The following is a 24470-nucleotide window of genomic DNA, read 5'->3' on the forward strand; positions in this document are numbered from 1 at the left end:
TTGGTTCAGAACGGCAGAGCGGAGTAACCGGAGCGGCGAAGCTCTTCGCGGCTGTGGCCGAGGCTCTTGAGCGTTTCGTCGTCCATGGTCATCAGCACGCTGTTGACATAGCGGCGAGCCTGCTTTTCGCGAGCGGCTGCAATACGATCGAATGCACTGCGGAAAAACGAACTGGACATGGGCTTATTCCTTTCAGGAATTGGTGTCGAACTGTGTTGTTCCGTATATACTCCCTGCCGCAAACGCCTGTTAGACGGGAAAACGCATGGTAGCCGTGCAAATGTTGCATATGCGAACAATTATGCTGCAGTTGCGAATAAAATAGGCAAAAACAGCCAAAACAACAGCAGAAGAGTGTTGAATGTTCCAGGAATTCGAAACTTCGGCCTCGCCGGACAAGGGAAAAGAACGGGTCGATGCGTTGCGCAGCCTGTTCGACGAACTTGAAATCGACGCGTTTCTGGTTCCGCGATCGGATGCTTTCCAGGGCGAGTACATTCCTGACTCAGAAGCGCGGCTCGCCTGGCTCACCGGCTTCACCGGTTCTGCGGGCGTCGCCCTTGTCATGCGAAAGACCGCCCATGTCTTCGTGGACGGTCGCTACCGCTCACAGGTATCGGACCAGGTTGATACGGCGGTGTTCACGCCGGAAGACCTAGTCGAAAACCCGCCGTCCAAATGGCTGAAGCTCAATGGCCATAAGGGCCTTCGGATCGGCGTGGACCCCTGGCTGCACACAATTGCCGAGATAACGGCGCTCGAAAAGACCGCCGATGAAATCGGCGCAACGCTCGTTCGTCTGTCCGCCAACCCGGTCGATCGCATCTGGCGAGACCGGCCGGCAGCGCCTTCCGGCAAGGTCTCGATCCAGCCGCTGGAATACGCCGGCGCGCCGCCGAAAGAAAAGCTGGCCGCCATTCGCCAGGCCATATCAAAGGCGAAAGCCGACGCCTGCATCCTGACCGACCCCTCCTCCGTCGCCTGGGCGTTCAATATACGCGGACAGGATGTGCCGCATACGCCGCATCCCCTCGCCTTCGCAATCATCGAAAAGGGTGAAACCGCCGCGATCTTCATCGACGAAGCCAAGCTCGATCGCAAGACCAGGGCCTATCTGACCCAACTCGCGGATATTCGCGATCCGGACGCATTCGCGGACGCGATAGCCGATCTGGCTTCAAGGAATTGCGCCATTATGCTCGATCCGGCGCTTGCTTCATCTCAAATCGCCAGCCTGATCACTGATGGCGGCGGCAGACTTGTCGAACATCCCGATCCCGCGCGGCTCCCCAGAGCCATCAAGAACGAAACCGAAATCAAGGGCAGTCGCGCGGCGCACAGGCGCGACGGCGCCGCCATGACGGCGTTTCTTGCCTGGCTCGACCGCCAGCAGCCTGGCTCAGTTGACGAGATCAGCGCGGTCAAGGCGCTTGAGAAGGCCCGTCGAACGACAGGCGAACGCATGCAGGCGCCGTTGAAGGACATCTCCTTCGATACGATATCCGGCGCCGGGCCTGACGGCGCGATCATCCACTACCGGGTAACGACAACCACGAACCGGACACTAGAGCCCGGACAGCTCTATCTGGTCGATTCCGGCGGTCAATATGTCGACGGCACGACGGACATCACCCGCACGGTTGCGATCGGCGCTGTGGGCGAAGAAGAAAAGCGCTGGTTCACACTCGTGCTCAAGGGCATGATTTCCATCACATTACTCCGGTTTCCGGAAAACACCCGCGGCGTCGACATTGACGCATTCGCGCGCATCGCGCTCTGGAAAGCCGGCGACGACTACGCCCATGGCACCGGACACGGTGTGGGTTCCTATCTCTCAGTGCATGAAGGCCCTCAGAGTATCTCGCGCCGCGGCATGCAGTCTCTCGAACCCGGCATGGTGATCTCCAACGAGCCAGGGTATTACCGCGACGGCGCCTTCGGCATTCGCATCGAGAACCTGGTTCTGGTTCACGAGCCGCAACCGATCGAAGGGGGAGACAAGCCCATGCTTGGCTTCGAAACCCTCACGCTTTGCCCGATTGACCGCCGTCTCATCCTCCCCGGCCTTTTGGACAGGGACGAGTTGCAATGGCTGAACGCCTATCATGCGAGGGTTCGCGATGAACTCGCGCCGCTCATCAAAACCGAAGAGGATCGCGACTGGCTGATCCAGGCGACACAACCGATTGAGCAGAATGCGTCATGACGGATACGGACAAGCCCAGGCTCTCTTCGTGCGGCAATCCCTATATTAAAAAAGGTGACGGCGCCGCAGTCGTGCAAACCTATATCGCAGCTATGCCGGAGTGGAAAAGCGCGGTTGGCGAACGGATCGACGCCGTTGTCGAAAAGGTGTTTCCCGACGTGCGCAAACAGGTCCGATGGAATACGCCGTTCTATGGCAAGGAGGACGGATGGTTCCTCGCCATGTACTGCTACAGCAAATATGTGCAGATCACGTTCCTGTCCGGCGCGTTACTCGATCCAATGCCGCCGAAAGCTTCGAAGGTCGGCGACACACGGTATTGGGAGATCCACGAAGATGACGATTTCGACGCGGAGCAGCTGGCGGACTGGGTTCGACAATCATTGAAACTGGATGGTCACAAACTGACTTAGGTCAGCCGAAGAGATGGCGCAGCGCGACGATGCTGACGCAGGCGGTAATCAACATCGCGGTCATGTTGAAGCGTAGTCCAACCAGCAACACCAATCCCATTGCGATCGCCTCGGGCCAGCCATTTGTCAGGGCTACCGGCGCAAAAAGCGTCGTCATGACGGCGGCGGGCACCGCGTCGAGCGCTGCAAGGACGCGCGGCGGCACGGACTTGAAGCGCGAGAGCACGACGTGGCCGCCGAAGCGCGCCATATAGGTGAGAACCGCGCCGGCGACGATGATCCAGGTGATTTCGGAGGATGCAGCATCCATCACGCATCCCCCGCTTCGTAATCCGCAACCGCTTCCGGCGAGGCCGGTTTGGCCATGATCGCCGCAAGCGCCACACCGGCGATTGCGCCAATGCTGACGTGCCAGGGCGAACCGACCGTCTTGTAGGCGATGACCGAGATCGCGCCGCTCGTCAAAACAACCGGAAGCCAGTTGCGACGTCTGCGAAAACCGATGACAAGTCCGAGGAAATAGGCGGGCAAAAGAAAATCGAGGCCATAGGCCGTCGGATCGCCGATGAACTTTCCGAAATAGGCGCCGATGGCGGCCTCCGTCACCCAGCAGCAATAGGTTGGAATGGCCATGCCCAGATACCAGGAAAAGCTGATTGGCTTGCCGCGCTCGGCGCGCCTCTCGGATTCGGCGAATTGGGGATCGACCAGCAGGAAAAACGCCAGCGCCTTCTTCGCGAAACTGAAGGACTTGAGCCTTGGCCCGATCGTCGCCGAATAAAGGACATGCCGGAAATTGACGGCGAAAATGGAAAGGACGATCAGCCAGGGCGCAACATTTGAGCCGAACAGGTCGATGCCAACCATCTGGCTGGCGCCGGCATAAATGGTCGCGCTCATCAGCACCGCCTGGTACATGCTCATGCCGTTATCAACGGCGAGCGCGCCGAACAGAACGCCGAAAGCGCCGGATCCCAGAACAATGGGAACACAGTCCTTCATGCCTTGAAGGAAATCTGCCCGGTCTGCGTCTGTCATGGATCCTCGCCTGGAACGCGCCGGCGGAAACGGCGATATCAGTCAAAACGGATACGAGCGTCACCCTCAGATTGCAAGGCGGGTCAGCCATGCAACACTGACATAGCAGACATTGTCATAGACGCATCACTGTGCGTGATAACTCAGCTCAGGCGCCGACCCTTTCGAACCACTCGTCTTCGTCAATGACTTCGACGCCAAGTTCGGTCGCCTTTTTCAGCTTTGATCCGGCGCCCGGACCAGCCACGACGAGGTCGGTCTTTTTAGAAACCGAACCGGAGGTTTTTGCGCCCAGCCGCTCCGCCATCGCCTTTGCCTCGTCGCGCGACATGCGCTCCAGGGAGCCGGTGAAGACGATCGTCTTGCCGGAAAAGAGTGAGTCAGCCGCCACCTGCTCGGCGTCGGTGGGCTGCACCTGCTCGAGCAACTGCTCCACGATCGCTCGGTTATGCGGCTCGGCAAAAAAGGCGACGATCGCCTGCGCGACCTTGGGGCCGATGCCGTCGATATTGTTGAGATCGGACCAGGCTTCACCCTCGTCGTCGCTCGCCTCTTCCACTGCAGTCAGGAATTGGTCGGCGGTTCCATAGGTCCGCGCCAGGATCTTGGCGTTCCCCTCGCCGACGTGACGGATGCCGAGCGCAAAAATGAAACGGTGCAGATCGACGGTGCGCCGGGCGTCGATGGCGTCGAACAGGTTAGCGGCGCTCTGTTCGCCCCATCCTTCTCGATCCCTCAATCGCGGTTCGTCTGTTTCGTCCTTTTCCCGAAGCGAGAAGATATCGGCCGGATTCTTGATCAGGCCTGCGTTGTAAAACGCCTCGGCCTGTTTTTCGCCGAAGCCGTCGATGTCGAAAGCGTTGCGGGAGACGAAGTGGCGTATCTTCTCGATCGCCTGCGCCGGGCAAAACAAATCGCCGGTGCAGCGGCGAACGGAGTCCGCCCGCCCCGTCGTTTCGTTGATTTCGCGCACCGCCGGACTGCCGCAGACCGGACAGACGGTCGGAAATTCGTAACGTTTGCTGTCTTTCGGCCGCAGGGAGAGATCGACATCCACGACTTTGGGGATGACGTCGCCGGCGCGATAGACCGTCACCGTGTCGCCGATCCTGATGTCCTTTCCATCCCGGATCGGCTGTCCGTCGCTGCCGATACCGGCGATATAGTCTTCGTTATGCAGGGTGGCGTTGGACACCACGACGCCGCCAACGGTGACCGGATCGAGCCGGGCGACGGGACTCAAGGCGCCGGTACGTCCGACCTGGATTTCAATGTCGCGCAGGACCGTCGTCGCCTTTTCAGCCGGAAACTTGTGGGCGATCGCCCAGCGCGGACTGCGCGATATATATCCAAGCCGGTTCTGAAGCGCGAGATCGTTGACCTTGTAGACCACTCCGTCGATGTCATAGGGGAGATTTGCGCGTTGCTGCTCGATCTCACGGTAATGACGGATCATGCCATCGGCGGAATCGAACACCTGCATCAACGGATTGATGACGAACCCCCAGGCGCCGAGTTGCTCGACCATTCCCATTTGCGTGTCAGCGGGCAGTTCGGAGGCTTGTCCCCAGGCATAGGCGAAGAATTTCAGCGGACGCTGCGCCGTGATCGACGAATCGAGCTGGCGCAGGGACCCTGCGGCCGTGTTGCGCGGATTGACGTAGGTCGGTTTGCCCGCTTCCGCCTGGCGGCGGTTTAATTCGGCGAAATCCGATTTCGTCATATAGACCTCGCCGCGCACCTCGAACACGTCCGGCGCGTCGCCTTTAAGCGTCGTCGGGATATCCACGATGGTCCTGGCGTTGGCCGTGACGTTCTCGCCAACCGTCCCGTCTCCCCGGGTCGCCGCCACCGTCAGCTTGCCGGACTCATAAAGGAGAGACAGCGACAGGCCGTCGATCTTCGGTTCGGCGGTCATGACGAGCGGGTCATCGGCAGTCATCTTCAGGAAACGCCGCACCCGATTGCCGAATTCGATCACGTCCTCGTCGGAAAAGGCGTTGTCGAGAGACAGCATCGGCGCCCGGTGCGTCACCTTCTCGAATTTGTCGAGCACCGCGCCGCCAATGCGGTCCGACGGCGAGTCGGTGCGTTTCAGTTCGGGAAACTTCTCTTCGATCGCCAGGTTGCGGCGCTTCAGCGCATCATACTCGGCGTCCGAAATCTCCGGCGCGTCCTGTGTGTGGTAACGAAGATTGTGCTTTTCGATTTCGGCGGCGAGCCAGGCGAGTTCTTCCCTCGCCTGCTCGGCGCTCAGTTCGTCAACGGGGATGGGAGATTTAGGCATGGGTCGCATCCTGATTCCTGCCCCTATTTAATCCACCGCGACGGGTCTGGAAACAGTTGGCGCTTCCGCATATAGCGTTGATCTCAAATGTCGTAAATTTTCGCGTCACGTTATCATCGGACAATCGGATTTTATCGCCGGTTACGCGCTCTCGGCAAGCAACCGCCCGGCGGCCGCCCGCGCTTCTTCGGTGATCGTGGCGCCGGCCAGCATCCGCGCAATTTCTTCCCTGCGGGCGTCCTCGTCCATGACGCGGACCCTGGTCGTCACCGAAGCGTCGCCAGCGTCTCCCTTGGCGATCAGGAAATGCGAATTGGCGCGCGCCGCCACCTGGGGCGCATGGGTGACCGAGAGCACCTGTACGGTCTCGGACAACCGCTTCAATCTTTTGCCAATGGCGTCTGCGACGGCGCCGCCAACGCCGGTGTCAATCTCGTCAAAGATCAGCGTTGGCGCGGATCCCTTGTCGGCAAGCGCGACCTTGAGCGCCAGCAGGAAACGCGACAATTCGCCGCCCGAGGCGACTTTCAGGATCGGGCCCGGCCGGGCGCCGGGGTTGGTCTGGACCTGAAAGGACACCTGGTCGATCCCGTCCGGACCGGCGCGCGCCATGTCGCTGTCGACATCGACGAAGAACCGCGCCCGCTCCAGCTTGAGCGCAGGCAGCTCGGCCATGACGGCTTCGGACAAGGCGATTGCGGCGCTGTGGCGTTTTTCGGAAAGCGACACGGCCGCGACCTCGTAGTCTTTGCACGCTTCCGAAACCCGGACTGACAATTGCGCCAGCATCTCTTCGCCGGCGTCGAGTTCCGCGAGGTCAGAAACCATCCGCTCCGCAAGCGCCGGCAGTTCGCTGACCGGCACCGAATATTTGCGCGACGCCGCCCGCAACGCAAACAGGCGTTCCTCGCAGGCTTCCAGTTCATGCGGATCGAACTCGGCGTCCCGCATCGCCCCGTCAATCGCCGTCTGGGCGTCGCCGAGGCTGTTGAGAGCGCCGTCCAGCGCGTTGACGATATCATCAAGCAAGCCGGGCACTTCGGATGATTTGCGTTCGAGCCGCCGGACAAGCGAACTCAGGACAGGCACAGGCGATCCATGGCCCGTCATGATCTCGTTGGCCTCGTTGATGTCCGCGGCGATCTTTTCCGCCTTCATCATCCGCGCCCGTCGCTCTGCCAGGTCTTCTTCCTCGCCGTCCACCGGCGCAAGTAGCTCCAGTTCATCCACCGATGATCGCAGGTAATCGGCCTCGCGCGCGGCGGCCTCGACCTTTTCCCGATGCTCTACCAGCGTCTTTTCCGCTTTGCGCCAAGCCTGGTGCAGCGCTGTGACGGCAGACGCCTGTTCCTGAAGTCCGCCGAAGGCATCGAGAAGCCGGCGGTGCGCGTTGGGATCGACCAGGGCGCGATCATCATGTTGACCGTGGATTTCGACCAGCGTGCGACCGACATCGCGCATCAGACCGACGCTGGCCGGTTGATCGTTGATAAAGACCTTCGTGCGTCCGTCCGCCGTCTGGGAGCGCCTGAGAATAATGTCGCCATCGTCGTCCAGGCCGTTTTCGCGGATCAGCAGGCGCGCCGGATGATCCGCCGGCACGTCGAACACAGCGGTGACCTGACCGCGCTCCTCGTCATGACGCACGAGACCGCCGTCGCCGCGCGCGCCAAGCGCCAGAGAAAGACTGTCAAGAAGAATCGATTTACCTGCGCCGGTTTCACCGGTCAGAACAGAAAGGCCTCTCTCAAATCCAATATCGAGCCGGTCTATCAGAACGATATCCCGGATCGAGAGTTGCGAGAGCATACAGCGTTCTAACTGTCGTCATCCGAACCGACGACGAGCGTGCCGACCCTGGCCAGCCAGGATCCCTTATTCTCGCGCGGTTCAAGCCCTTCGGTCTGCAGCAGTTTGTAGGAATCGGCGTACCACTGGCTGTCCGGGAAATTGTGTCCAAGAACGGCCGCGGCCTCCTGGGCGTTTTCGACCAGACCCATGGTGAAGTAGACTTCAACCAGCCGCGCCAGAGCTTCCTCGACCTGAGGCGTATTGGGATAGACCTCGACGACGCCCTTGAAGCGGTTGATCGCCGCGGCGTATTCCTTGCGCTCCATGTAGTACCGGCCGATCTGCATTTCCTTGCCGGCCAGCTGGTCGCGCGCAAACCGGATCTTCTCCTCGGCCTCAGGCACGTATTCCGAATCCGGGAATCGCTCGATCAGCGCGCGGAAGGCCTGGATCGATCTCAGCGCCGTTTTCTGGTCGCGCGTGACCTGCGGGATTTGCTTGTTGTAGGAAAGTCCGATCAGGAAATAGGCGTAAGCCGTGTCCTCCGAATTCGGATAGAGGCCGATGTAGCGGCGAGCCGCGTTGATCGATTCGGAGTATCGCCCCATCTTGTAGTTGACGTAGGAATTCATCACCATCGCCTTTCGGGCATATTCCGAATAGGGATGTTGCTTGTCGATGGCCTCGAACTTGCGGGAGGCTTCCTTGAGCTTGCCGGCCTCGATATTGGCCAGCGCCTGATTGTATAGCACGTCCGCCGGATCAATTTCATAGCTGAGCGCTGTGATGTCGATGTCAGGATCGCTCTGGCAACCGCCGAGAACACCGGCGACGGCCAGCCCTGCTGCGACGATAGTACCCCTTATGATGTGTCTCACCGACATTCTCCCCGATACAGGACTGGGTGTGACGCAACGGAGCGGATGTGGTCTTTCCGCATCGTCGTAGCGTCACTACGCGTTCAGGAACCGCACGGTACGGGCGCCCCACCTTGCGCCGTGCAGTCTTAGTCTCAAATATAGCACTACCGCAATCAAATGTCCGGATTTTCGTACATTTTTAAGGCAGCGCCTCGTTCATCCTAACAAAACAGGCACGAACGTTTGTCCGTGCCTGCATATGTCGTCTTGAGCAGTCTGCTCAATAGTGTTTTGCGCTCACAGAGCCCATGGCGCAAACATCGGCCCGCTGATGGCCACCAGTTCACCGCCGCGCATTTCTTCTTCGCGCTGCTGCGTCTCAACAACCTCGTAGGCGGTCGGATCGTTCAGCAGGGCTTTCAGAGCCATCGAATTCAGCTTATGGCCGCCGCGATAGGACCGGTAGCACCCGATGAACTTGGCGCCGGCCAGGGCGAGGTCGCCAACCGCGTCCAGCGTCTTGTGGCGAACGAATTCGTTCTCGTAGCGCAGGCCTTCGATATTGATGACCTTGTCGTCGTCGCTGATGACGACTGAATTTTCAAGCGACGAGCCCAGCGCATGTCCGGAGGCCCAGAGAAACTCCACGTCGCGCATGAAGCCGAAGGTTCTGGCGCGGGCCAGTTCGCCGCGGAAAGTTTCGGCGGTGATGTCGCCCTTCCAGGCCTGACGGCCGATAACGCCGGAGTCGAAATGAATGTCGATTTCAAAACGGGTTCCTTCGTAGGGAACGAATTCCGCCCAGGAACTGCCGGATTCGATGCGAACCGGTTTGACGACCTTCAGATAACGACGCTTCGACGACAGGATCTCGATGCCGGAGCGCTCCAGAGCCTCGATGAATACGATCGAACTGCCGTCCATGATCGGAATTTCAGTTCCGTCGATATCCACGATGATATTGTCGATCTCGAGCGCATAAAACGCAGCCATGAGATGCTCGACGGTCGCCACACTTGCGCCGGCTGCATCTCCCAAAACTGTACAAAGATCAGTTGCGGCTACGTTCGAGACAACAGCCCGAATTTCGTGCGTTTCGCCATTGTCGAGTTGACGTTTGAATACGATACCGCTGTCGGCGTCCGCCGGCTGAAATGTAATAGAAACCTTCGCCCCACTGTGCACCCCTACGCCAGAGAGAGTGGTCTCATTTACAATCGTCGTCTGATAGCCAAAGAAGTCTATACTCATTCAACAAGCCTGCTACCTGTGACCGCGAGAAACCGAGTATGCAACATGGACGCGCCAATTATTAGCTACGAACATTTCATGCACCTTTTCGGAGATCCCCTGTCCAGTCATGTCCCCACCGGAATCAAAGATACGTGCCAGATTTCTACAATCCAAATCACGGTTTCTTACTCTTTGTTACGACGAAAAACACCAGTGGATTCAACTATATAAATTGAACCGTAAATATTAAGGAACTGTTATCTTACATAGACTGTGAACAAGCCTGAATGGCAACGGGGCGAATCCAGCGGATTCGCCCCGAAAATGCAGCTTTGAATGATTCGTTTTAAAGAGCTTTTACAGCGCCTGACGACGCAGGAAAGCCGGAATCTCGAGCTGATCTTCTTCGCTTTGTCCCTGGGCCGGTTGCTCCGCGCGAACCGGCTTTTCAGCGCCTGCGCGACGCGGCGCATACATGCTGGCTTCCGGCGAAAGCGCGCGACGTTCAGGCGCCTGCGCACGCTGCGGACGGGCCTGGGCCTCGGCCGGCGCGTCCACCTCTTCGTCTTCCCTGCGGCCGAGGCTGCTGGAAATACGCTTGAGAAGCCCCATCGGACCACGCTCGTCGTGGATCGAAGGATCGCCCTCATGCCTGCGCGCATGCTCCATCTCCGCTTTCACGACGGGTGGAAAGTCCTCGATGCGCGGCATTTTCGGAGCAACTGCCTGCTGCTGAACCGGCTGCTGTCGCGGCTGCTGGGGCGCCGGCTGGCGATATCCCGCCTGCGGCGTGGCCCGGCTGACGGGAGCAGCTTTCTGCTGCGGCGGCCTGGAAAACAGGCGGCTGGCCGGACGGAACTCTTCAGCCGGAGCGGCTTCGACAGCCTCGGGAACTTCGATGTTCAGTTCCTGCTCCAGTTCAGCTTCTGCAAGTCGAATGGTTTCTTCAACCGGGTCTTCCTCCACAAGCATTTCGGCTTCCGGCTCATATTCGGGCTCGGATTCATAGGCCGGCTGCTGCGGGATAACCGGAGCCGGACGGTTTGCGAGCTCCTGGGTATTGGTGCGCAGCGACGGCAGTTCCTGCGGGATCATGTTTTCGTCGCGATCGATGCCGGTGGCGACGACCGACACCCGAATGATGCCCTCGAGTTCTTCGTCGAACGTCGCGCCAAGGATGATGTTGGCGTCCGCGTCAACTTCCTCGCGGATGCGCGTCGCGGCTTCGTCGACCTCGAACAGCGTCATGTCGCGACCACCGGTGATGGAGATCAGCAATCCCTGAGCGCCCTTCATCGAGGTTTCGTCGAGCAGCGGATTGGCGATCGCGGCTTCCGCCGCGGCCAGCGCCCTGCCCTCGCCTGACGATTCGCCGGTTCCCATCATGGCCTTGCCCATTTCGCGCATGACCGAGCGGACATCGGCGAAATCAAGATTGATCAGGCCTTCCTTGACCATCAGGTCGGTGATGCAGGCGACGCCGGAATAGAGGACCTGGTCGGCCATGCCGAAAGCGTCGGCGAAAGTCGTCTTGTCATTCGCGATGCGGAAGAGGTTCTGGTTCGGAATGACGATCAGGGTGTCGACGCAAGCCTGCAGTTCCTTGATGCCGTCATCGGCGATGCGCATGCGCCGCTGACCTTCGAAATGGAAAGGCTTGGTGACGACGCCGACCGTCAATATGCCGCGCTCCCGGGCCGTCTTTGCAACTACCGGGGCAGCGCCCGTTCCGGTTCCGCCGCCCATGCCAGCAGTGACGAAACACATATGCGTGCTGTTGAGATGATCGTTGATCTCGTCGATGCATTCCTCGGCGGCGGCCCGTCCGACCTCCGGCTGGGATCCTGCTCCCAACCCCTCGGTTACGGCCACGCCCATCTGGATGATGCGACCCGCCTTGGACATGGACAGCGCCTGGGCGTCGGTGTTGGCGACCACGAAGTCGACGCCTTCGAGCCCCGCATTGATCATGTTGTTGACGGCGTTGCCGCCGCCGCCACCCACACCGAAGACGGTGATGCGTGGCTTAAGCTCGGTGATATCGGGCTTTTGCAGATTGATAGTCATTTGTCCTCGTTCCCTTTTCAACTCACGGCCATACCGCCACGTAGACCAATGGATTGCCTAAAAACTCTCTTTGAGCCACTGCCCGACGCGGGCGAGACGCCCGCCGCCGACCACCGGTCCATACCGACCGCGACCGGCATTGCCGCGGCTCTCAAGTGATGCGATTTGTGGATAGATCATCAGCCCCACAGCCGTTGCGAAAGCAGGACCCTTCGCCGCCGCAGGCATGCCGGCAACGCCCAGCGGACGTCCGATTCGAACATTGCGAGACAGAATTCGCCGTGCGGCGTCGCTGATGCCGGTCAACTGGCTGGCGCCTCCGGTGAGCACGATGCGGCGCCCAACCACGGATGCGTAGCCGGAACGCTGGATGCGGTCCCGGATCAGTTCCAGCGTCTCGTCGATGCGCGCCCGCACGATGCGCACGACCAGCGCCTTGGGCATTTGAAGGGGCGTTTCGCTGTCGCTGTCGCCAATCGGCGGCACGGAAACCGTATCGCTGTCGTCACCGGCGACCGGAAAGGCCGAGCCGTGGACGACTTTCAGACGTTCGGCGTCTTCAAGTCCCGTTGAAAGCCCCCGCGCCAGGTCCATCGTGACGTGATGGCCGCCGAGCGCAATGGCGTCAGCCCAGACCATGCGTCCTTCCGAAAACACGGAAATCGTTGTTGTGCCGCCGCCCATATCGATGCAGGCGCAGCCGATTTCAGCCTCGTCCTCGACCAGCGCCGAAAGACCGCTGGCGTAGGGCGTCGCGACCATCGCCTCAACGGTCAGATGTGACCGGTTGATACAGAGCTCAAGATTGCGCAAAGGCGGTTGCTCAGCCGTCAGCACATGCATGTTCACGCCAAGATTTTCGCCGTACATTCCCAGCGGATCGCGTATCGATTTCTCGCCGTCGAGACGGAAAGACACAGGCAGGGAATGCAGAGCCACCCTTTGCGGATCGCTTATTTGCCGCGCCGCTGCCGCGAGAACCTTTTTCAGATCCGCCGATTCCACCTCATGGCCGCCGATATCGAGATCCGACGTGTATCGCTCGCTCTTCAGACGTCCAGCCGACACATTGACGATCAGTGATTCGACCGTCAGTCCGGCGCGCCGCTCCGCGGCGTGCACTGCCTTGCGGACGGAGCTCTCCACAGCCTCGACATCGACAATCACGCCGGCCTTGACGCCGTGCGACTTGTGGTGGCCGACGCCGATGATCTCGATTGTATGCGTGCGACCGGGCAGGATCTGGCTTTCCTCGCGCGGCGTCAGGCGTCCGATCAGGCAAACGACCTTGGTCGTGCCGATGTCCAGCACGGTGACCGTCGTTGCGCGACGCGCTGCGATCGGGCGCAAATGCGGCACTGTAAAGGAGGGCGGCCGAAACACGCTCATGTCTGGCTGCTCCTCTGTTTCAGGATCTTTGCGCGTTCGTCCAGCGCTTCAAGCCGACGTTCGACGGCGCGGTCCGTCAATCCGACGACGATCCGGTCTGCAAGACGAAGATCAACCGACTTGATATCGCGTTCGAGAAGGTCGTGCTCCTGCTCCATGGCGACCAGTACGTTCAGCGCCTCAGCCGCCCGCGTTTCTGGAAGAAGCACAGTCACGCCATTGTCCAGACGCAGGTCCCAGCGCCGGTCGGCCACTCTGATATAGGCCTTGATCCGGGCCTTCACCTCGGGCCATCCGGCAAGCAGCGTATCGATCTCGACAGCGTTCTGATCGGCGCCGAAACCGACGAACAGCGGCAGGTCGATGAATTTGCCTTCAGCCATCGGCGCAATCACGCTGCCGTTCTTTTCGATGAGCGACAGGTCCTTGCCATGCTGCCAGATGCCAAACGCCTCGCGCTCGGAAATCACGATGTCGATCGCGCCGGGATAGACCTTGCGCACCTCTGCGTCTGCGACCCAGGGAAGCTGCTTGACGAGCGCGCGCGCCTCATCGACATCGAGCGTGATGAGCGAGGAATTGTCGCCATCAAGGCCGATTTGCTGAAAGACGTCGATCGGAGACGTTTCCACATTGCCGGAGACGTTGATGTCGTCGACAGCGAACCCCATGGACGAGGTCGAAGCGCGCAGCATGGTCTCGAGGTGCCCACCAACGGCGACGCCGTAAATCAGCGTCAGACCGATCAGACCGCTCGCGGCATAGCTGCCCAGATGTCTCGGGATCGTGATGCGTTCGTCGACAAGGGCCTGAAAGAAGCGAACCGGGCGGCGAAGCGGACGCGGTAAAACAAGGGCGCGATCGATCGCGGGCGCAATGCCCCCTCTCGGGCTGCGCCGTCCTATTTTTCGTCCGATCCGAGTCAACGCAAACACGATGCGTCCTCCACCATCCAGGAAACCAGCGCCCCGAAATCATATCCGGCGAGCTGGGCGAGTTCCGGCACCAGAGAGGTCGGAGTCATGCCAGGCTGTGTGTTGATCTCAAGCCAGACGACCTCTCCGTCAGGAGAAAAACGGTCATCGTAGCGAAAGTCAGAACGGCTCACCCCGCGGCACCCGATAGCCTCATGGGCCATGAGCGACAGTTTCTGAATCTTTTGGTAAATATTTGGTAAAATATTTGCAGGGAATTCGTGTTTTGAGCCCCCCGTAACATATTTTGATTCATAATCGTAAAAACTTGACCCGACTGGGAAAATCTCGGTCACGTCCAGCACCTGATCACCCATGACGGCGCAGGTCAGTTCACGGCCGTATACGAATCGCTCGACCATTACGCGATCGCCGTAAGGCCAGTCGGAAGAGGTCAGAATCTGCGGCGGATGCGACTGATCCTCGCCGACGATGATGACGCCGAAACTCGACCCCTCATTGACCGGCTTGACGACGTAGGGCGTATCCATCGGATGCTCGTGACCGATATCGAAACGGCTCATAATCCGCTCCTCGGCGACCGGAAGGCCAATCGCCGACGCGATGCGCTTCGCCTGCTGCTTGTCCATGGCCACGGCCGAGGCGAGCACGCCGGAATGCGTGTAGGGAATTTGCAGATATTCGAGAATGCCCTGTATGGCGCCATCCTCGCCATAGGGGCCGTGAAGCGCATTGAAGGCCACGTCCGGCCGCAATTCACGCAGAACGGTTGCGACATCGCGGCCGACATCGACGCGGGTCACCCGGTATCCGACGCCTTCCAGCGCGTCGGCGCAGGACTCACCCGAGGAGAGGCTGACCGGACGCTCCGAAGAGAAACCGCCCATGAGAACCGCAACGTGTTTCCCCGACATCAAACCCCCTTTGAAAGCCTCCGGGCCGCATGATGGAGTCCGAGTCCTCCCGCGAGCCGGGCGGGACGAAACGACTCAACATACGGAGACTCTTGTCTCAGAGAATCAGAGAGTTAGACCTACCGCAAGTCTTTTTGCTATTTTTTTGAGCATTGCCGGATTTCAGTAGGAAAGCGCGTCTGGCGTAACGTCGGTGTAGTCAGGCTCCGGCGTGCGCTCAAACCGCACGCTGAGAATTGTCGAACGGTTTTCCAGGAGCGCCTTCGCCGCCCTGTGCATGCCGTCCATGAGCCGGCCCTCGGCGCACAGAATGACGGGGTAGCACAGATCCGCATCCTCCGTCAGTCGGAAATGCTCTACAATACGGCGGCAGGTCGGTGAGACCGCCGAACCTGCAAACCAGTAATCCTCGTCCAGTTCGCGGATGGCTTCCAGCGGCGTCTCCCGCACTTCGAAGCCCGCCGACAGACGTATAAGACGATGCACGTCCCAGGCGTGAAATCCATTCGGGCTCGGTCGGAAATGGTACTGCTTTCTCATGACACTGTTTTAGGCCGATAGCGACCGCTCGATAACCATCCGTAGGAATTTTCCCGAAACACGATCCAGATCAAATTCCTTGCGTTTACTTTTGGCTACAATCTTGAGGTGAAAACAGGAGGCAGGATATGTTTGATATTGGATTTGGAGCCGGAATGGCGGCCACCGCCTTCTGGGTCTTCGTCGCCGTTTGTGTTGTGGCCGGGATCTGGGACGGAATCCACAAGAGAGAAACCCGCCACGAGACGATCCGAAGAATCATCGAGAGCGGTCAGTCCATCGACCAGGAAATGCTGGACGAGTTGCTCGGACCGCGCTTGCGCCCGGACCAGTCACTGAGAATTGGCGGCCTTCTGACGCTGTTTCTGGCTCCGGGTCTCGCGGTGCTGGGATGGCTGATCGGGCTTGGATGGCATCAGGCCTTTCTGCCGTTGCTTGGGTGCGCGGCTCTGGTCGGAATTCTCGGCGTCGGGTTGATGATCGCGGCCGGAATGCTGCGTCAGGAGATCCCTCTGGCGCATGATCGCAAAAGATAGCGATCGCAGCAAAGCTCAAGGTGGGACCCGTTTCAGCGCCTCAGGCGCTTTCAGCAAGCATCGCCCGGTAGGACCGCGTGCGCAGTGACGACGGCGCCAACGCCAGTTTCTCGGCGAAGGCGTCGATTTTTACGGTCCAGGAGGGAAGCGCATTCTCGTCGTCTGTCATCACCGCCAGTTCCACAAACGCGCCAAGGCGCGGGACCTGATCCAGCGTGACATGAAAATCGCCGACGAAGTAGATATCGCGATGCTTGACGACACGCCCGGTCTCTTCGAATCCGAGAGAAGACAACATCTCCAGCGCTCGGTCGAACTGTTCGAGATCCATCGCCACGCACGCGTCGGCTCCAGGCCCCTTGGAAATCCACAACACACGTTGCGAAGGCTCCATGAGACGCAGAACCTGTTGCTGGCGGTTGACTGCAAGACAACGGTCGGGCGTGTCCAGAAAAATGTCTGTTTCATGGTTGCCCAATACGAAGGGCACGGCGGCCAGCGCCTCCAGCCTGACTCGCATCACGGACAGATCGTCGACCGCAAATTTGCGTTCAACCTCGAATCGTCCGGTGAAATGATCGCCGGGATCAACAAGCATTCCCCGACACTGCAATGGTTCGGCCTGCATCGTACAGATTGACCCTTTTTGCTGGACGCGCCCATATGCTATTTTGCCCAGGCGGCCCGACCGCCAGCCAAACAGGGAAATTCGGATGGAAATCACCCTGCGAGTCGGCGATCCACAGGATGCGATGATTCTGACCGACCTGTCGATGCGCTCGAAACAGTCAAACGGCTATGACGACGCCTTCATGGACGCGTGCCGTGATGAATTGTCCGTGACGCCGGAGCTGTTGCGCGCGCACAGGTACTGGATTGCGGAAGCCGGAAACAGCGTTTGCGGATACGCCTGCCTTGCAGTCGACGACGACGGCGCGCAGGGCGAGGTCGCCGCGTTTTTTGTCGATCCGGCATGGAAGCGAAAGGGCGTTGGCCGCATGCTCTGGGAAACACTGCTGACGGGCGCACGGGAATTGCAGCTCAAGACTCTTTATCTCGACGCAGATCCTTCCGCCGTCCCGTTCTACGAGGCGCTGGGCTTCGGCAAGATCAAAGATGCGCCTTCCGGTTCGATACCTGGCAGAACCATACCGCATATGCGGATCAGTCTGTAAGACGATGCGCACAGCCGGAAGACTGGAAAAGCATCATGCTCGGCCCAAATGACAACCAGATTCAAAGGCGTAGCACCGACCGCCGGAATGCATTAGACTTGAATTTTGGTGTGCTCCTGATTATCCGGAGGAAATGTTGATCCCGGAGGCTAAACTCATCTTCAGACTGATTGTGACCTTTGTCCTTGCGCTGACGACGACGGGCGCCTTTGCCGCCTTCGATTCCGAGTTCCCGCGCGCCGACGGCAAAATGGTTCCAGTGAAGATCTATCAAGGCAGCAGCGATCCCTGCCCACCCCTTCTGGTGATCTCTCACAGTTTCGGCGGCTCGAGAAACACTTTTTCGAACATCGCCGAAGCAGCAGAAAAGGCCGGCTTTCTGGTGATCGTCATGGAACACGCCGAAAGCGGGCGGGAAGCCTTTCGCGAAATAGCGGAAGGCGCAAATTCAAGACAGGATTTCCGCGACGCAATCGGCAGCCAAGAGCGGCACCAGGCGCGTTTTCTCGATCTCGACGCGATCTGGGACAAGGTCACACGCTTTTGCGATCCGCCGTTCACCGCCCTTGTCGGACATTCGATGGGCGCTCAGACAACCATGATGGAAGCCGGAACCGTGGCGAGGATCGGCCGGTTTGGCGCGGATCGCTTCGACGCCTATGTTGCGCTGTCGCCCCAGGGCGTCGGAACCCATTTCGAAGAAAACGCCTGGAGAAACGTCAACAAGCCGGTTCTCATGATCACCGGCACAAAAGACAACGGCGAGGACGGCACGTACGAAAACAGGCTTACCGCCTTTGAAGGTCTGCCGCCCGGCTCCAAGCGTATCGTTGTGATCGACAACGCCTCAAGCCGCGATATCAGTGGGCGCGGGGCCAACAGCGTGCGCGATCTCATACCCCAGGTCGTCATGGAGTTTCTGGATAATGTCCGCAACAACAAGATGGGCCAGCCAAAGCTGCATACCGGGGTCACGGTAAGCGACAAATGATCGTGCGGTTCCGCCCGGAGATCAGAGCATCAGGCCGAGGAACTCCTGGACGAGGTGGCCGGACCTGAACAGGCCGATGCGCTTGATCTCCCATTCCAGACGAATTCCGGATTGTTCGAGAACTTTTGCCCGGACCGTTTCGCCGAGCACTTCGAGGTCATAGGCCGTGGCGGTCCCGGTATTGATCATGAAATTGCAGTGCATGGGTGACATCTGGGCAGCACCCACCATGAGACCACGGCAACCGGCGTTGTCGATCTCCTTCCAGGCGGATGTGCCGGGCGGATTCTTGAAGGTCGAACCACCGGTCTTTTCGCGGATCGGTTGGACCGCCTCGCGATGATTCTGGACAACGTCCATGTCACGGCGGATCGTGTCCCGATCTTCGCGGTAACCCTCGAAAATCGCCCGGGTAAAGATCAGACCATCCGGCGCGCCGGAATGCCGATAGGCGTATTTCATGTCGTCATTTGTCAGCACAAGAGGCTTGCCTCGTCGGTCGATCGCATGGATTTCGACCACGCGCTCACGGGTCTCGACGTCGTTGGCGCCGGCGTTCATGCGCAGGGCGCCGCCGACGGCGCCGGGAATGCCGTGGTAAAAGTGAAAACCGCCAATGCCGGCATAGTGGGCGGCTGACGCCAGCCGCTTGTCCGGACAGGCGGCCCCGGCCTCCATGCGTGTTTCGGTTACCTGGTTCACACTGCCGAAACCCTTGGCGGTCAGACGGATTACGACCCCGGGTATTCCGCCGTCGCGCACCAGGATATTCGAACCCGTTCCGACAACCGTGACAGGAACATCCATGGGCAAAGATTTAAGAAACGTGGACAGATCTTCTTCATCCTCCGGCTGAAACAGCAGTTCTGCCGGTCCGCCAACCCTGAACCAGGTCACGCCGGACATCGGGCTGTCCGGCGTCAGCCGCCCGCGAACGGATTTCAGCGCAGGCTCCAGGGGCCCGAGCAGCTTTTTTCCGTCGACTTCAGCCATCCTGTTTCCCTTCCAGCGCCCTTAGCTTGTCAGCGAGGGACGCCGCCCAGCCGGTTATGCTTCCGGCTCCAAGACAGACGACGAAATCGCCGTCGCGCGCGACAGAGGCGACGGTCTCGGCAAGCTGATCCGGATCGTCCAGCAACCGCGCGTCGCGATGACCCGCCGCTTTGAGACGCGTCACGAGCTCCGCGGAATCCACGCCTTCTATCGGGTCTTCTCCAGCGGGATAGACCGGAGCGATGACAACGGTGTGGGCGTCGTTGAAGCAAGCCGCAAACTCTCCGAACAAGCTCTGCAGGCGGGTGTAGCGATGCGGCTGCGCAATGGCGACGACGTTGCCGCTGCAGGCTTCCCGCGCGGCGGACAGAACCGCCTTGATCTCGACCGGGTGATGTCCGTAATCGTCGAAGATCGTGACGCCGTTCCACTCGCCGACATTGGTGAAGCGCCGTTTCACACCGCCGAAGCCGGACAGTCCGCTTGCGATCGCTTCCGGTGATATTCCAAGTTCGTGGGCGACTGCGATCGCCGCCGTTGCATTGGAGACGTTGTGTCGGCCCGGCATCGGTAGCCTGAGCCCAGGAATGTCGATTATTTCTCCGGTCTTGCGCTCGCGGATCGCAACATCAAAAACCGAAACCGCGCCGTCCATACGATGATTGTGATACCGCACATCGGCCTGCGGGTTCTCGCCATAGGTCACGATGCGCCGGTCCTCGATCCTGCTGACCAGCGACTGGACTTCGGGATGGTCCAGGCACATCACCCCGTAACCGTAGAACGGCACGTTCTCGACGAACTGGGCAAAGGCCTCTCGCACCCTGTCGAAGGTCTTGTAGTGATCAAGATGTTCCGGATCGATATTGGTGACGACGGCGATGTCCGCCGGCAGCTTGAGAAACGTGCCGTCGGATTCGTCAGCTTCGACCACCATCCAGTCGCCCTCGCCCATGCGGGCGTTGGTGCCGTAGGCGTTAATAATCCCGCCGTTGATGACGGTCGGGTCAAGCCCGCCGGCGTCGAGCAGGGTCGCGACCATCGACGTGGTCGTGGTCTTGCCATGCGTGCCGCCGATCGCCACGGCGTTGCGAAACCGCATGAGCTCGGCGAGCATCTCTGCGCGGCGCACAATCGGAAGCGTGCGTTCGCGCGCGGCGACGAGCTCCGGATTGTCTATGTGGATCGCCGTTGACACGACAACCACCTCGGCCTCGCCAAGGTTCTCGGCCGCATGGCCGATCGCGACCGGAATGCCCTTTTCCCGCAGGCGCTGCACATTGGCGTTGTCCGAGATGTCGGATCCCTGGACGGAGTGACCAAGATTGGAGAGCATTTCTGCAATGCCGCTCATGCCTATTCCGCCGATGCCGATGAAATGGACCAGACCGATATTCTGCGGCATTTTCACTGGACGTTCCCCCGCATGCTTTTCCTTTATTTTTCGCCTACAGTCAGAACCAGATTGGCCAGGCGTTCCGCCGCGTCAGGCTTTCCCGTAGCCTTGGCGTTGGCCGCCATATCGGCGAGTCGCCCGTCATCCTGCATCAAACCTACCAGAATTTCGGAAAGTTTTTCAGGATCGAGTTCCGATTGGCGAAAAACCATGGCGCCGCCCTTTTGCTCGAGGGCAGTCGCATTCGCCGCCTGATCGTGATCGAGCGCGTAGGGATACGGAACCAGCACGGCCGGCCGGCCGATGACCGAGATTTCCGACACCGTCGAGGCGCCTGACCGGCAAATGACCAGATGCGCATGTGCGATTCGTTGCGCCATGTCGTTGAAGAACGGCGAGACCTCAGCAGAGACGCCGGCCACCTGATAGAACCGTTTCAGTTCATCTTCGTCCTCCGGCCTTGCCTGCTGGGTCACCCTAAGCCGATTGCGGCTCGCTTCGTCCATTCGGTTGACGACCTGCGGCATGACTTCCGAGAAGAAATGCGCGCCCTGGCTTCCGCCGAAAATCAGAAGATTGAACGGCTCTCCGTCGCCCGGCGGCGCATAGGACGTCGATGCGGATTCGATCACGTCCGGCCGCACCGGATTGCCGGTTTCCTCGATCTTGTCGCCGTGTTGTCCTGCTCCGGCTGGAAGAAAGCCGCCAGCGATTGCCGAGACGCGGCTGGCGAGGAACCGGTTCGCGCGGCCCATGACGGCATTCTGTTCGTGAATCACCGTTGGAACGCCCAGCGACGACGCGGCCATCACGGGCGGCAGCGTCGGATACCCCCCGAAGCCGACGACAACGTCAGGTTTGATGCGTTGAATAAGCCGTCTGGCGTCTAGATAGCCGCCATACAACGCCATGAGGGTTCGAAACAGGGCTATCGGATTCTTCGAGGCGATCGTTGCGGACCGCACCACATGCGTTTCGTCTGCGGGAAACTGCTTTGCGTATTTTTCGGCCCGGTCATCCGTGACGAGGTGAACGCGGACACTCCTTTCCCGCAGCGCGTGGGCCAGGGCCTGCGCCGGGAAAAGATGGCCGCCGGTTCCGCCAGCGCAAAGAAAGACAGTCTTTTGCTCCAAAGTTACACCTGCTCGGCGGCGAGCGGCCGAATGACAAACCTTTTCTGACGACCACTGGCCCGCTTTTCCGGATTGCGTCGGGTCAACGCCAAAAGGAAGCCCGCCGTGATGGAGATCGCCAGCATGGACGATCCCCCATAGGAGATCAGCGGCAGGGTCATTCCCTTGGCCGGCAGCAGTTCGAGATTGACGCCGATATGGATCGTCGACTGCAAGCCGACAAGCAGCGTCAGCCCGGCGATCGCAAGACGCGTGAATTCGTCGCCTTCCCTGTTGGCGTGCTTCAGGCCGCGAAAGACGATGAAGAAGAAGATCAGCGCCAGCGCCATGCAGAACAGGATGCCGAATTCTTCGGCCGCCACCGAATAGATGAAGTCCGTGTGACTGTCCGGCAGGATGCGCTTGATGGTGCCCTCGCCAGGGCCCTGCCCGAACCAGTCTCCGCGAACGATTGCCTCACGCGCCGTATCGACCTGATGCGTATCGCCCTCGCCGGTCAGAAACCGGTCGATGCGCGCAGCCACGTGCGGCAGGGTGAGGTAGGCGGTCACGAACATGCCGACCGCCATGAAGGCGAGCAGCGCGATCCAGAACCACGGAATGCCAGCCATGAAGAAGAGCGCGCCCCAGGTGATCGTCACCAGAATGGTCTGGCCAAAATCCGGCTGCGCCACCAGAAGGGCGACGACAATTGCGTAGAGAATGATTGCGAAGAGATTGCCCGGAATGTCGGGATTGCGCGAATGCTCTGAAAACAGCCAGGCGCAGATAATGATGAAGGCGGGTTTTAAAAATTCCGACGACTGGACGGAAAAACCTGCGATCGAGAACCACCGGCGCGATCCCTTGGCCTCGAAACCGTAGAACTGGGTAAAGACCATCATGGCGATTGAAACCGCCAATAGAACGAGCGCCCATCGGCGGACCTGGCGCGGCGTGAGAAAGGACAGCGAGATCATGATCACCAGCGCCGGGACAATAAACAGCGCATGACGTTTGACGAAGTGAAAATGATCGATGTCGAGTCGCTCGGCGACGCCGGGACTCGCCGCAAAGGAAAGCATGAAACCAAGGCCGATCAATGCGACGAAAGTCGCCAGCATGTATCGGTCGATTGTCCAGAACCAGTCCGAAACCAGCCCCCGTCTCTCACGGTTCATCATGTGCGTATCTCCTGCTGCCCCACCAGCATGTTCACGCCGTCGAGCTTCGACACATGCTCGACGAAGGCGTCACCCCTGATCTCGAAATTGCGATATTGGTCGAAACTCGCGCAGGCCGGCGACAGGAGCACCACCGGCTCGCTGCTCTGGTCCCGCGCGGCGTCCTCCGCCGCGTGAAGCACGGCGCGATCCAGCGTCCCGGAAATTTCATACGGAACCCGATCGCCGAGCGTCGCCGCAAATGCAGGCGCTGCTTCGCCAATGAAATAGGCCTTGCGCACCCGATTGAACAAACCGGAAAGGCTGGCGATGCCGCCCTGTTTCGGCAGCCCGCCGGCAATCCAGTAAACGTCTTTGAATGTCGAGAGCGCCGGCGCGGTCGCTTCGGCGTTCGTCGCCTTTGAATCGTTGACGAACAACACGCGCCCGGATCTCGCAATCGGCTGCATGCGATGATTGAGACCGGCGAACTCCGGTAACGCCGCCTTGATCTCGTTGATTGAAAGCCCGACCGCCAGACAGGCCGCGATGGCCGCCGCGGCGTTCTGCGCGTTGTGCGCCCCGCGCAATGTCGCAATTCCTGCGAGGTCGACAACGGCGCTCGAAGCGCCGTTTTGCGCCTGCATCAAAACTTCGCCTTCCGCGTATATTCCTTCCGCCACCGCATGGCGCTTCGAAATGCGCGTCACCTTGCGGCCTTCATGCTCAAGGCGGTCTGCAATCATGACGCACCAGTTGTCGTCGACGCCGATCACGGCCGTGTCGCTGCCTGCGACCAGCCGTTCCTTGACGTCGGCGTAGTGCTGCATGGTTCCGTGGCGATCGAGATGATCGGCCGTCAGATTGAGCAGAATGCCGGCGGTGGGATTTAGCGTCGGCGCAAGGTCGATCTGGTAGGACGAACACTCCAGTACATAGAACCGGCCGTCCTTTGGCGGCTCAAGCGACATCACGGCGACGCCGATATTGCCGCCCATCTGAACGTCGCGCCCCGCATGCTGCAAAATGTGGGCGACGAGCGCGGTGGTCGTGGATTTGCCGTTTGTGCCGGTTAACGCAATGAATGGACATTCGGGCGCGTCCATGCGGCGTTGCCGCGCGAACAGTTCGATATCCCCGATGATTTCCACGCCGGCCGCAGTTGCAAGATCGACGGTCCAGTGCGGACGCGGATGTGTGAGCGGCACGCCGGGCGCCAGCACGAGCGCATCGGCGCCGCCCCAGTCGATCCTTCGCAGATCCTGCGTCGAGATGCCCGCCTCCCCGGCAGCCGCGACCCGATCCCGATTGTCGTCATAGGCGATGACGTCCGCGCCGCCCGCCGCGAGCGCATGCGCCGTCGCCATGCCGGACCCGCCGAGGCCGAACAGCGCGATCTTTTTTCCCTGGAAGGCGGTCGCTGCGATCATC

General features: G+C 60.0%; 23 protein-coding genes. 5 read left to right on the top strand and 18 right to left on the bottom strand.

All coding sequences use genetic code 11. The features are described from left to right. Positions 1-5: 5 nt before the first annotated feature. Positions 6-179 (bottom strand): hypothetical protein, encoded by a 174-nt coding sequence (locus AAFN47_RS12935; RefSeq protein WP_499809650.1) that lies wholly within the window; start codon positions 177-179, stop codon positions 6-8. Between the two features lie 182 nt (positions 180-361). Between AAFN47_RS12935 and AAFN47_RS12940 the strand changes: the two genes are divergently transcribed. Beyond that, complete coding sequence (locus tag AAFN47_RS12940) at positions 362-2206, top strand: aminopeptidase P family protein (RefSeq protein WP_499809651.1); 1845 nt, start codon at positions 362-364, stop codon at positions 2204-2206. Further along, positions 2203-2619: a DUF1801 domain-containing protein gene (locus AAFN47_RS12945; RefSeq protein WP_499809652.1), complete on the top strand. Its 417-nt coding sequence runs from the start codon at positions 2203-2205 to the stop codon at positions 2617-2619. The genes AAFN47_RS12940 and AAFN47_RS12945 overlap by 4 nt, the downstream gene beginning before the upstream one ends. 1 nt (position 2620) lies before the next feature. Here the strand turns inward: AAFN47_RS12945 and AAFN47_RS12950 are convergent, their stop codons facing one another. From AAFN47_RS12950 to AAFN47_RS13000, 11 genes are all read right to left on the bottom strand, one after another. Then, complete coding sequence (locus AAFN47_RS12950) at positions 2621-2929, bottom strand: AzlD family protein (RefSeq protein ID WP_499809653.1); 309 nt, start codon at positions 2927-2929, stop codon at positions 2621-2623. Beyond that, complete coding sequence (locus AAFN47_RS12955) at positions 2929-3657, bottom strand: AzlC family ABC transporter permease (protein ID WP_499809654.1); 729 nt, start codon at positions 3655-3657, stop codon at positions 2929-2931. The genes AAFN47_RS12950 and AAFN47_RS12955 overlap by 1 nt, the downstream gene beginning before the upstream one ends. Before the next feature lie 148 nt (positions 3658-3805). Beyond that, positions 3806-5944 carry an NAD-dependent DNA ligase LigA gene (gene ligA / locus AAFN47_RS12960; RefSeq protein ID WP_499809655.1) on the bottom strand — a complete coding sequence of 713 codons (2139 nt, stop codon included), beginning with the start codon at positions 5942-5944 and terminating at the stop codon, positions 3806-3808. A 141-nt stretch (positions 5945-6085) separates the two neighbouring features. After that, on the bottom strand, positions 6086-7753 hold the full coding sequence (gene recN / locus AAFN47_RS12965; protein WP_499809656.1) for a DNA repair protein RecN: 1668 nt from the start codon (positions 7751-7753) through the stop codon (positions 6086-6088). Between the two features lie 8 nt (positions 7754-7761). Continuing rightward, positions 7762-8619, bottom strand: coding sequence for an outer membrane protein assembly factor BamD (locus tag AAFN47_RS12970; RefSeq protein ID WP_499809657.1), 858 nt, complete (start codon positions 8617-8619; stop codon positions 7762-7764). Between the two features lie 273 nt (positions 8620-8892). After that, on the bottom strand, positions 8893-9846 hold the full coding sequence (gene lpxC, locus AAFN47_RS12975) for a UDP-3-O-acyl-N-acetylglucosamine deacetylase (RefSeq protein ID WP_499809658.1): 954 nt from the start codon (positions 9844-9846) through the stop codon (positions 8893-8895). Positions 9847-10185: 339 nt separating this feature from the next. After that, positions 10186-11895, bottom strand: coding sequence for a cell division protein FtsZ (ftsZ, locus tag AAFN47_RS12980; protein ID WP_499809659.1), 1710 nt, complete (start codon positions 11893-11895; stop codon positions 10186-10188). A 57-nt stretch (positions 11896-11952) separates the two neighbouring features. After that, entirely contained in the window at positions 11953-13284 is a 1332-nt protein-coding gene (gene ftsA, locus AAFN47_RS12985; RefSeq protein ID WP_499809660.1) for a cell division protein FtsA, read from the bottom strand. Further along, positions 13281-14219 carry a cell division protein FtsQ/DivIB gene (locus AAFN47_RS12990; RefSeq protein WP_499809661.1) on the bottom strand — a complete coding sequence of 313 codons (939 nt, stop codon included), beginning with the start codon at positions 14217-14219 and terminating at the stop codon, positions 13281-13283. Before AAFN47_RS12990 ends, ftsA begins: the two co-directional genes overlap by 4 nt. After that, complete coding sequence (locus AAFN47_RS12995) at positions 14207-15133, bottom strand: D-alanine--D-alanine ligase (RefSeq protein WP_499809662.1); 927 nt, start codon at positions 15131-15133, stop codon at positions 14207-14209. Before AAFN47_RS12995 ends, AAFN47_RS12990 begins: the two co-directional genes overlap by 13 nt. A 162-nt stretch (positions 15134-15295) precedes the next feature. Then, on the bottom strand, positions 15296-15673 hold the full coding sequence (locus AAFN47_RS13000; protein ID WP_499809663.1) for a hypothetical protein: 378 nt from the start codon (positions 15671-15673) through the stop codon (positions 15296-15298). 128 nt (positions 15674-15801) lie between these two features. Here AAFN47_RS13000 and AAFN47_RS13005 point away from each other — a divergent pair, with 128 nt between their 5' ends. Further along, entirely contained in the window at positions 15802-16209 is a 408-nt protein-coding gene (locus AAFN47_RS13005) for a DUF6249 domain-containing protein (RefSeq protein ID WP_499809664.1), read from the top strand. Between the two features lie 40 nt (positions 16210-16249). Here the strand turns inward: AAFN47_RS13005 and cyaB are convergent, their stop codons facing one another. Then, a complete protein-coding gene (gene cyaB / locus AAFN47_RS13010; protein WP_499809665.1) occupies positions 16250-16807 on the bottom strand; it encodes a class IV adenylate cyclase in 558 nt (185 codons plus the stop codon). 115 nt (positions 16808-16922) lie between these two features. On the opposite strand from cyaB, the gene AAFN47_RS13015 reads away from it, so the two are divergent. Both AAFN47_RS13015 and AAFN47_RS13020 read left to right on the top strand, forming a co-directional pair. Further along, positions 16923-17384 (top strand): GNAT family N-acetyltransferase, encoded by a 462-nt coding sequence (locus AAFN47_RS13015; RefSeq protein WP_499809666.1) that lies wholly within the window; start codon positions 16923-16925, stop codon positions 17382-17384. Between the two features lie 136 nt (positions 17385-17520). Further along, complete coding sequence (locus AAFN47_RS13020; RefSeq protein WP_499809667.1) at positions 17521-18375, top strand: alpha/beta hydrolase family protein; 855 nt, start codon at positions 17521-17523, stop codon at positions 18373-18375. Positions 18376-18396: 21 nt separating this feature from the next. Here the strand turns inward: AAFN47_RS13020 and murB are convergent, their stop codons facing one another. From murB to murD, 5 genes are read right to left on the bottom strand one after another with little or no spacing between them, the layout of a single operon-like run. After that, a complete protein-coding gene (gene murB, locus AAFN47_RS13025; RefSeq protein WP_499809668.1) occupies positions 18397-19368 on the bottom strand; it encodes a UDP-N-acetylmuramate dehydrogenase in 972 nt (323 codons plus the stop codon). Beyond that, a complete protein-coding gene (murC, locus tag AAFN47_RS13030) occupies positions 19361-20779 on the bottom strand; it encodes a UDP-N-acetylmuramate--L-alanine ligase (RefSeq protein WP_499809669.1) in 1419 nt (472 codons plus the stop codon). Before murC ends, murB begins: the two co-directional genes overlap by 8 nt. A 26-nt stretch (positions 20780-20805) precedes the next feature. Further along, complete coding sequence (murG, locus tag AAFN47_RS13035) at positions 20806-21897, bottom strand: undecaprenyldiphospho-muramoylpentapeptide beta-N-acetylglucosaminyltransferase (protein WP_499809670.1); 1092 nt, start codon at positions 21895-21897, stop codon at positions 20806-20808. Between the two features lie 2 nt (positions 21898-21899). Next, positions 21900-23060, bottom strand: coding sequence for an FtsW/RodA/SpoVE family cell cycle protein (locus tag AAFN47_RS13040; protein ID WP_499809671.1), 1161 nt, complete (start codon positions 23058-23060; stop codon positions 21900-21902). Beyond that, complete coding sequence (gene murD, locus AAFN47_RS13045) at positions 23057-24469, bottom strand: UDP-N-acetylmuramoyl-L-alanine--D-glutamate ligase (protein WP_499809672.1); 1413 nt, start codon at positions 24467-24469, stop codon at positions 23057-23059. The genes AAFN47_RS13040 and murD overlap by 4 nt, the downstream gene beginning before the upstream one ends. Position 24470: the final 1 nt, after the last annotated feature.

The organism is Hoeflea sp. CAU 1731 (assembly GCF_039888615.1).
Lineage (GTDB): Bacteria > Pseudomonadota > Alphaproteobacteria > Rhizobiales > Rhizobiaceae > Flavimaribacter.